Source organism: Myroides odoratimimus, assembly GCF_038039805.1.
GTDB lineage: Bacteria > Bacteroidota > Bacteroidia > Flavobacteriales > Flavobacteriaceae > Flavobacterium > Flavobacterium odoratimimum_B.
The window spans coordinates 1-8,898 of sequence record NZ_JBBPHK010000042.1; the positions used below are offsets into that span (position 1 = coordinate 1).

At 27.9% G+C, this 8,898-nt stretch carries 11 protein-coding genes and 1 pseudogene; 7 read left to right on the plus strand and 5 right to left on the minus strand.

The genetic code is table 11. The features are described 5' to 3' along the window. Together AABL85_RS17030 and AABL85_RS17035 are read left to right on the plus strand one after the other, a co-directional pair. The coding region (locus tag AABL85_RS17030; protein WP_341310973.1) for a DUF3408 domain-containing protein at positions 1-434 on the plus strand (434 nt) is incomplete at its 5' end. Then, positions 434-721, plus strand: coding sequence for a DUF3408 domain-containing protein (locus tag AABL85_RS17035; protein WP_341310974.1), 288 nt, complete (start codon positions 434-436; stop codon positions 719-721). The genes AABL85_RS17030 and AABL85_RS17035, both read left to right, overlap by 1 nt. A 27-nt stretch (positions 722-748) precedes the next feature. On the opposite strand, the pseudogene AABL85_RS17040 reads toward AABL85_RS17035, so the two are convergent. Beyond that, positions 749-1,160, minus strand: a pseudogene (locus AABL85_RS17040) (JAB domain-containing protein); the annotation flags it as partial. 598 nt (positions 1,161-1,758) lie between these two features. Between AABL85_RS17040 and AABL85_RS17045 the strand changes: the two are divergent. The 3 genes from AABL85_RS17045 to AABL85_RS17055 all read left to right on the plus strand — a co-directional run bounded on the left by AABL85_RS17045 (position 1,759) and on the right by AABL85_RS17055 (position 3,961). Continuing rightward, a complete protein-coding gene (locus tag AABL85_RS17045) occupies positions 1,759-1,989 on the plus strand; it encodes a hypothetical protein (RefSeq protein WP_341310975.1) in 231 nt (76 codons plus the stop codon). A 71-nt stretch (positions 1,990-2,060) separates the two neighbouring features. Next, on the plus strand, positions 2,061-2,852 hold the full coding sequence (locus tag AABL85_RS17050) for a GLPGLI family protein (protein ID WP_341310976.1): 792 nt from the start codon (positions 2,061-2,063) through the stop codon (positions 2,850-2,852). Between the two features lie 578 nt (positions 2,853-3,430). Next, complete coding sequence (locus tag AABL85_RS17055; protein WP_341310977.1) at positions 3,431-3,961, plus strand: hypothetical protein; 531 nt, start codon at positions 3,431-3,433, stop codon at positions 3,959-3,961. Between the two features lie 56 nt (positions 3,962-4,017). Here AABL85_RS17055 and AABL85_RS17060 read toward each other — a convergent pair whose 3' ends face one another. Further along, positions 4,018-4,416: a GNAT family N-acetyltransferase gene (locus AABL85_RS17060; protein ID WP_341310978.1), complete on the minus strand. Its 399-nt coding sequence runs from the start codon at positions 4,414-4,416 to the stop codon at positions 4,018-4,020. Positions 4,417-4,434: 18 nt separating this feature from the next. Further along, positions 4,435-4,848: an XRE family transcriptional regulator gene (locus AABL85_RS17065; protein WP_341310979.1), complete on the minus strand. Its 414-nt coding sequence runs from the start codon at positions 4,846-4,848 to the stop codon at positions 4,435-4,437. A gap of 178 nt (positions 4,849-5,026) precedes the next feature. Between AABL85_RS17065 and AABL85_RS17070 the strand changes: the two genes are divergently transcribed. Both AABL85_RS17070 and AABL85_RS17075 read left to right on the plus strand, forming a co-directional pair. Next, on the plus strand, positions 5,027-6,619 hold the full coding sequence (locus AABL85_RS17070; protein WP_341310980.1) for a hypothetical protein: 1,593 nt from the start codon (positions 5,027-5,029) through the stop codon (positions 6,617-6,619). Positions 6,620-6,746: 127 nt separating this feature from the next. Next, positions 6,747-7,001 carry a DNA-binding protein gene (locus tag AABL85_RS17075; RefSeq protein ID WP_010255016.1) on the plus strand — a complete coding sequence of 85 codons (255 nt, stop codon included), beginning with the start codon at positions 6,747-6,749 and terminating at the stop codon, positions 6,999-7,001. Between the two features lie 50 nt (positions 7,002-7,051). On the opposite strand, the gene AABL85_RS17080 is transcribed toward AABL85_RS17075, so the two are convergent. After that, positions 7,052-7,444, minus strand: a complete 393-nt coding sequence (locus tag AABL85_RS17080; protein ID WP_141629439.1) for a hypothetical protein — start codon at positions 7,442-7,444, stop codon at positions 7,052-7,054. 122 nt (positions 7,445-7,566) lie between these two features. Further along, a complete protein-coding gene (locus AABL85_RS17085) occupies positions 7,567-8,886 on the minus strand; it encodes a site-specific integrase (protein WP_341310981.1) in 1,320 nt (439 codons plus the stop codon). Positions 8,887-8,898 lie beyond the last annotated feature (12 nt).

Below are 8,898 nucleotides of genomic sequence, written 5' to 3' on the forward strand. Positions count from 1 at the left end.
TGGGAACAGTAAACCAACCATCAAAAAAAGACAGTCAAAATGAGTTAGTCGATGAGGACTATCTTATGAATATCATGAGTGGTGATATAGAAGTTAAGTCTGTAACACAAGTTAAACCTATCGTAGAAGAAAAAGAAGAACCTCTAATCCAAAAAGAAGAAACAAAAGTCAAAGAGAAGAAGCCAAAGAAAGAAGTAGCAACTACTAAATACCAAGAGCTTTTTCTAATTAATGAATTTCCTTCATCAAGAGCTGGAAAGGTCGTTTATATCCGACCTGAGTATCACGAAGTATTAATTCGTATAGCCCAATTGGCTAAAGAAGAAAAAACTACGCTTTACTCTTACTTAGACAATATCTTAAAGCAACATCTACAGCAGTATAACTCTGAGATTACCCAATATTTTAATGACAAATTCAAACCTATTTTATAATGGAAAAACTTAATCAATTAAGAGAATCAGTTCAAGTACAAATGACTAAGAGTATAGAGGATTATGTAGATACATTTTTAAAAGAAATATCTACTAAAGCAAAAGATGGTAAAACGGTCTATATTCGCCCAGAGTTCCATAAGAAGTTAAGCCGGATAGTTCAAGTAATAGGCGAAAATAAGGTATCTGTTTATACTTATCTAAATAATCTATTAGAGCATCACTTCAACGAATTCAAACAAGAGATAACCACAAGCTTTAATGAAAAGAACAAACCTATCTTTTAAATATTTCTTTAAAAAAACAAAGACACCTTATAAGATGCCTTCATCTGCAAAGGAGTAGTAACTCTCTTGTGTTATAATTAAATGATCTAAAAGATTAATATCAAGTATCTTACTTGCTTCTTTAATCTTTCTTGTAATTTGTCTATCAGCATCACTTGAAGCTAATTTCCCTGACGGATGATTATGTACTATAATGAACGCTATAGCATTCGCTTTTAAAAGAGCTGAGAAGATGATTCGTAAATCTACTATAGTACCTGTTATCCCTGCTGAGGAAGCTTCTAATACTCCAAGTACTTTGTTGTTGTTTGAAAGCATAATTACTTTAAACTGTTCTAATAATTCAATCTTATTATTAGCTCAAGCTTTTAATGCTATTTGATAGGGAACCATAAGAAGATGTAATATGAAACCTCTGTGGAGCATTTACTTTTGATTTTTAAATTAACTAATTGGATTTCATTATTATACTATATAATAAAAGGCTAAATTAAATCAATAAATTCAATCAATAAACTATTGAATTTATCCTTCCTACAAGAATAATAAAATCAAATAGCCTTGAGGATTCTAAATGATCAGAAAGTTCCTCTTTTATAAAGATTTAATTGGAGGTAGTAAAGTTGTAATCTTTAAAAAGAATTTATTGTATAGTTGATTATTAGTATGTGTTTAAACCTATAAATAAAGGTTTGCAAATTCTAAGCTTGTTTAATGTTTTCTATTAATAAAATAAATTATATTCTATTAAATATTTAAAGTTGTAAGCTATAAAAACTGTTTAACAACTTTAAATAACAAATACTCTTATTAGATATTTTCTTAAACACTGTAGTTGTAAAATAAAAAAAAACACTATTTGTTTTTTTTTGTATATTAAATATTTTTTAAATCAAAAAAACACAATTTATATCACAAAATATATGGTTTAACATATAATAGCAATATTAAAAATTAAGTTAAAATTAAGTTAATTAAAATTTTAAGTGGTTTTGTTTGCTAATTTTATAATCTATTAATTTATAAAATTTACAATTATGAAGAAAATGTTGTTAGCTCTTTTTACTATCTTTTCCATTTCAGCAATGGCTAATAATGATAGTAATGTAGAAGTTCAAAAAAGTGATATCCTATTAGAGGATGAGACAAGTGAACACTGTTTTGTATTAACTTTAAGTTGCTGGTCTACAAATTATTGTGTTATGGACAACACTATAGATGAAGTATTTGCTGATGTAGCCTATCTTGAAAAATATCATTGCGGTTAAAAAGTAAATTGGTAATGTAAGAATCGTGATAGCTAAATATCACGATTCTTTTTAAAAATAATATTTTAGACATGAATAGATACTTAATTATATTTCTTTTGCTATTTCAAAGCATCTGTTTTTCTCAAGAAAAATTAAATGAACTTTCAGTAATGCGTTATTCTTATAAAACTTTAATAGTTACTGATAAAACAAAACCAGATATTAAGAAGGAAAGTATTGGCTTCCTAGATATTTCTGAACAATTATCGTTATTTTATGATAGTAATTACTATAAAAGGCTAGAAGCTTTATTTAATAAACACTCTAAGTCAGAAGGAAATCCATTAAACTATAGACCGAGTTTTTCTTGGTTTGTATTATCAGATAACAATATAAATAACAATAAGTTATATTCTGAAATCTCTGGATTTAATTATATGTATATTGAAGACAAGAATGACATTCATTGGGTAATAAAGCAAGAATTAATTCAGTGGAATGATTTTACTGTACAACAGGCGACTACCAATTATGGAGGGAGAGAATGGACTGTATTTTTTACTCAAGATATTCCTTTAAATTCAGGTCCTTATAAGTTTAATAATCTGCCTGGATTTGTAGTCAAGGCTTGGGATAGTGAGAATCATTATTTATTTGAATTTTTAAACAGTCAGAATAACACTATTAATCTAGAAGTCTTTAATCTAGGTAAGCATACTACTAGATCTAGGGATGACATACAAAAAGCTTTAAAAATAGATTCGAATAAAACATTTTATAGTGATTTGCAAGATAAAGGAATACAGTTAAAAGGAGCACCAAGTGAATATCTTACAACAAAAAAAGGTGAAATTCAAAATTTAATTGAACGAGATTTTTAAAATAAATGTAAGTTACTTCTCAAAAACTATCGATATAACTTTTGATATTCTTCCAAAATTTCTTTTACCATGTAAGAAAATTTCATTCTATTGATTTAGATAATGTTATACCAAATCTATTTAATAAAGTACTAATATAATCCAACCAAATATTTGTTCTTTCAACAATAAATCTTCCTCAAATAATTTTCTTTAAAATTTCAACTATTTCATTTATTACTATAGAAGTTTTAAAACTGTAGTTTCCATAATATTAAATTTTTAAATTAATTATGGAGCCACAATTGGTAATGGCTTAGCGAGCGCAAGAAGCAACGCAATAAAGCGAAGACTTTAGTCAAGCATTTATGGGGGAATTTCTTGTTAGCGAAACGCTAGGCATTGCCTAACTTTGTGCAATTATTAATAAAAATAAAACCCAATAATTATTTATTGCTTAGCCCTTTTTTCTTATGTCTTAATGTGTCCGATGTTTTCAAATTAGTAATATTCTTATAGAAGATAATTTACCTTTCCAAGCGAATAGTTTACTGATATAAAGCATGATACTTTTAAACAAACCTTAAAAGACATGAATTATGAAAAAAGTAAAATTTTCGTTAGAAACCCATATGTGGTATAGAGAACCAATTAAGAACCCTTATTATATGTTGTACTGCTTATTTGATGTAGTGCACCCTCCTGAGTTAAAACTGTACCTATCAGAATTAATGAATCACACTCATAAAAGTGAAATTTATCTACAGAATACCCCACATATAGTTTTCTTGATCTATTCTTTACTGCGTTCAATAATACGTGGTAGTTATAAAATACTAAGCAACTCAAAAAAATACTATTCGATACGTCCAATGAACAAGTCAGAAGTTTCTAAGTTAATGACATTTTTAGGTTCACTATCCCAAGAGGAATATTTAAATCCTTACTTAGTATTTGAAAATGTATTTGCAAAACAATCTGTAATTCAGTTAGAAATTGATTTATTCGAAATAACACAATTTGCACTTGGAGACTTTATAGAACCACCATCAATAGAGGTTAATACCTCTTTTATTAGTATAAATAGACTAATAGAGGCATGTTGGCTATTATATCAAAGGGGTGAATAATATTTATAAATGAAAAAAGGTAGAATACCCTCCATGGTAATTCTACCTTTTTTCGTTTATATTAAATGTAATAGCGAAGCTGAAGTTTTTTGTACAAAGCCACATTGTCTATAGAAGTTTTCATATTTTTCCTCATAATCTACATGAACCCATTCAATAAAATTAGCTTTACACTCATATATAGCTTTAATAACTAACTCTTTACCAATACCTTTATTGCGAAAGTTTGGATCTACAGAGGTATCAAGAAGAAAAGCATGTTTATTCCCATCCCAAGCTATATTTATAAAGCCTATAATTTCATTACCACAATTCGCAGTAATATAACTTAGACTTCTAGATAATACTTGATTGTAATTTATCCAAACGTGGTCTTTCCATACTTTCTCCATAAAACTATTTAAAGTATTTATGTCCAAAGAAGCATTAATTGTATAAGAAATGTTTTTATCCATTTTTAAGAAAAGAGAATATTATTTTTGAATCAACTTCTCTAAACGATTCATCATTTCGTCTTTCTCTTTAAGCATACGCTCATATAAAGCAATTTTATCATTGTGTAATTGCACAATTGCCTCAACTGGATTAATTGTAGCATTATTAATATATAAAGCATGCATTACTGCATTGTCATTATTTGTTATTGTGTTATTGATAATATTAATAGCTTGTTGTTCATCAAAGTTCTCAATTGCTTCAACAGGTATCTTAAGTACCTTTGATATTTGCTGTAGTAATGAATTATCAATTACTTCTTTCTGTTCTAAAACAGATATCTTTTTCTGATTCCAATCATCTCCTAAATCAAAAGCAAGAACCTCTTGTTTGATTCCAAGCATTTCTCTAAAACGCTTTACATTTCTTCCTTGATGTATTTTATGTTCCATAATTAATAGCTGAGTTAAGAAGGCTCAAAGATAAAGCCAATGATTTAAAAAGATTGAAAGGTAAAGTTATAAAATTATCTTGTAAAATATCCCTTAATGAGAATATTATACTTCTTGATAGAATAGTTTACTCAATGAGTTCTATTGAATTTTAATCAAATCAAAAAACTCCATAATTATGAAAACAACTATTTTTCCTATCAACGACTTTTTAAGTAACCAGTTTAAACAGATTATTACAGAGTTTCCTTCTGTATTAGAGATTTACTATTGTAGTAACACTATAGAGATGATGTCCTATTTACTTATACATCTAAGCAATAGAAGTGATATTGAAATAATTACCAAACGCAAAGGAATTAAAAAACTATTTAAGGACTATGGTATCATCGTATTGTTATTTGATTGTAATGCTTTGAGATATAAGTTTGAGCATGGTTATCCAATAATAGAGCTCATCTACCAAGAAAAACATCTAATTTATCAAAGGGAAGGAATTGATTTTGATAAACTTACTACAAGAGGTTTTAAAGAATTTAATAATCAGTACAATATCTATAAAGAGAGATATTACCAAGATCACGACCTTTTAAGTTCTGAACTTAATACACATAAATCTTTAGATGCTGTTTCAAGCGTGTTCCTTCTTTACGAGCGTTTATTAGAATTACATCTACTATATTTAGAAGAACTCTATGTAGGACATACAACCTCGATCAATAACTTACATCAACGAATTAAAGCAATAAGTAAGTTTAATCCAAAGATTGAAAGTTTATTTCTTAAAAAAAGTGAAGAAGAATATTACTTTATTGCTTTAATAAACAGAGTAAAAGAAGCAATAGAAGAACAAAGAGAAATCTATTACGATGAATGCTTTGATGCTTTTGAGAAGGTTGAAAAGCAACTCTATAATTTCGTTCAAGACCGTTTTAAATATTTAAAACGTTTAATCAAACACCAAACTAGTAATCCTATTATTTCAGAATTAGCTATAGAACTTAATAAACAAGAAACTTTTAATGATATCATCATTGAAAGATGCTTAAATCAGAATCAACGTATAGAAGAAATTTATCTATATCAAACGTTAACTATTGGTAATCAAACTATTTACTATCTTCTTATCATAGGCGATAAGTTCGCAAACGAACAGATTAAAAACTTGGAATCAAGTTTACAAGATAAGTTTAATAAGCAAACGAACTTTGTTATTATAGCTCATACTAAAATATGGATTCAAACAGAATTATACACTTCACAAGACTTCTTTGTTAGTATTATAAAAAATGAAAACAAGATTTATTCATCTAGTCAATACAATGCATCATTACATTGGTTAGTCCCTCATACAGCTTTATATACTGACCTATACTATTATAATTCTGTTACTAATAATACTGCTAAAGAACTACTTAAGAATCTACAAAAACTAAAAAAGGGACAAGAATGTAAGCAAAGTACTCCTTATCTATTATCTCTTTATTTTATGTCTTTCTGTAGGACATATATGTTAGCTCATTTATCATACTTACCTAATTATTTATCTAGTTTCTCTTTATGGTTGCTTTGTGTAAATGTGAATACTGACTTAAATAAGTATCAATACTTATTTGATAAATTCGGTAGCAAGTTTTTTTCTTTATTAGATTACTATAGAGTATTACATCAACGACTTATTAATTTTGATACAGAAAAAACAGAAGCGCTATTAGAGCTAGTTACTCAATTACAAGCTGAGCTAAAAATAATAGTAGATCAAAGGAGTTAATGGTCTCTTGCTAACTACTAGGTTTTATAAATGTATGTTTAAAGCCAAGTATACTTTTTACCTTCCTATTAGTTCAATCTTTTAGTAACTACTTTACCTTAGTTGTTTAACCTAAAAAACAACTATCATGGAAAATCAAATTACAAAAGACGATTTAAGATTGTTTGCTCAAACAATCATTGGAGAACTAAAAGAAATATTAACTAAACAAAATAAAGAAAGCTCTCTTGAATGGGTAAAGGCTAAAGTAGCAAGACAATTGCTCAGTATTTCGCCAGCTTCCCTACAAACACTACGCATTAGTGGTAAATTGCAGTATCGCAAAATACTTGGTTCGTATTACTACAATAGAAAAGATATTATGAACCTTTTTAATGAGTAGAAGTTAACTTCTATTCATTAAAAAGGTTGAAAAACACAGCATTAAATAATTTAAGTATTGTTTCCACTTAACTTAAGGATTATACCAAAAAACACTGATGTTATTCCATATCCTAATATTATTTCTAATTGGTTTGTTTTAAATAGAATTAAAAATGTAAATAAAATTCCTACTAAGGCTGTACAGATTAGAATATATTTATTTGTTTTCTCTGAAACACTATTCTTTATAGCGAAATAATCTATGATGCCATATATTACATAAGTAGGCAATGAAAAAACTACACTTACAATGAGTGTAATAGGATATACTTCTAATAAACCTACAATTTGATGAGCATTATTCTTTGAAATATACATCAAAATTTGAACGATAAATGGTGCTATCAACAAAGTACTTGCCCAATGCTTTAGCAAATAATTCCAATGGATAATATTTTTCAATGTTACCTTTAATTTAATACTAAATATACTAAATATACAAAATAAAATACTCCCTCGAATTCCTTACTACAAATACTACAGTTGAATTATTAGAAAATGTAGAGAATTCAAGGGAGTTTGTACTATCCATTTAACTGATTAATAAAAGTAGTTAATTGAGCTAATTTATCAGAATTTAGTTTTTTTAAACCTTCAAGTAAGTCAGTGTAATTATCAGTTTGCTTATTTGCTTTTCCTTCAAGCTTAGCTTTTAAAATCTGCATTTCATTCTTAATAGCTTCCTCTTCAGTTAAAGCGTATTCCTCTGTTTGTTTAACAGAGTGATGTCCTAACATTTCTTTTACTACGTGAATAGGTACACCATTGCCAAGAGTTACAGTACTTCCAAAAGTTCTCCTTGCCTTATGTGTATTTAATTCGCTTATTTCACACAATGAAGCAATCTCTTTTAAGTACTCATTCATTTTTTGATTTGAACGTACAGGAAGAACAATATCTTTACCAATACAATCAGGATGATCTTTATACTTTTCCATTATCTCTATAGCTTTTGGAAGTAGAGGGATAGTTATATTAGCGTCTGTTTTTTGTCTGTTGGTTCTAATCCACAAATTACCTTCTTCATCTTTTGTAATATCACTTTTCTTTAACTGAAACACATCGATATAAGCAAGACCAGTATAACACTGAAAAACAAATACATCTCTTACAGTACTTACTCTATCATTTTGGAACTCTTTGTTTTCTAAAATAGATAGTTCTTGTTTGCTTAATGGTTTCTTATTGAGCTTAGTCTTTTTAGGTTTGTATTGTACAAAAGGATTAGAAGATATTATTCCCTTCGCAACAGCCCGTAAAACAATCTTCTTGAAGTTTGAGATATACTTTATAGCTGTATTGTTAGAACACGCTCTAACGGTCTTTAAATAGTGTTCATAACCAATTACAAACTCATAATTGAGTTCTCTAAACTCTATGTCTTCTTTACCATATATATAACGGATATACTCAGCTACATGAGATCTTGCTGTTACGTATCTTTCATGTGTTCCAATAGCATACTCTTTAGGTACAAGTTTAAAAACTTCATCATTGTGTTTTTGAAATTCTTCTAAAACTTTAATCCTACTAGTCCCTTTACCTTGTATATGATCCATAAGAATTGAAGCAGTAATAGGTAGTTCATTGCTTAAGAGCTCTAATTTATACTTAGTAATCTTAGATACGATTGTATCTAAAATATAATTAAGCGTTTTAGCGTCTTCTTTAGAGCCATTGGCACGACCTGCTTTTTGGTTCCATCTTTTGATATCCCATTTGTGACTAAGAGAAGTTTCTTTACGAATACCATCTACTGTAATTCTAAGGTAAACACCTCTTAGATTACTTTTCTCTCTAGTTGGTTTGAGAAAGAAATTAATTGATAACTGTTTTTCTAACATAATTCAACTGTT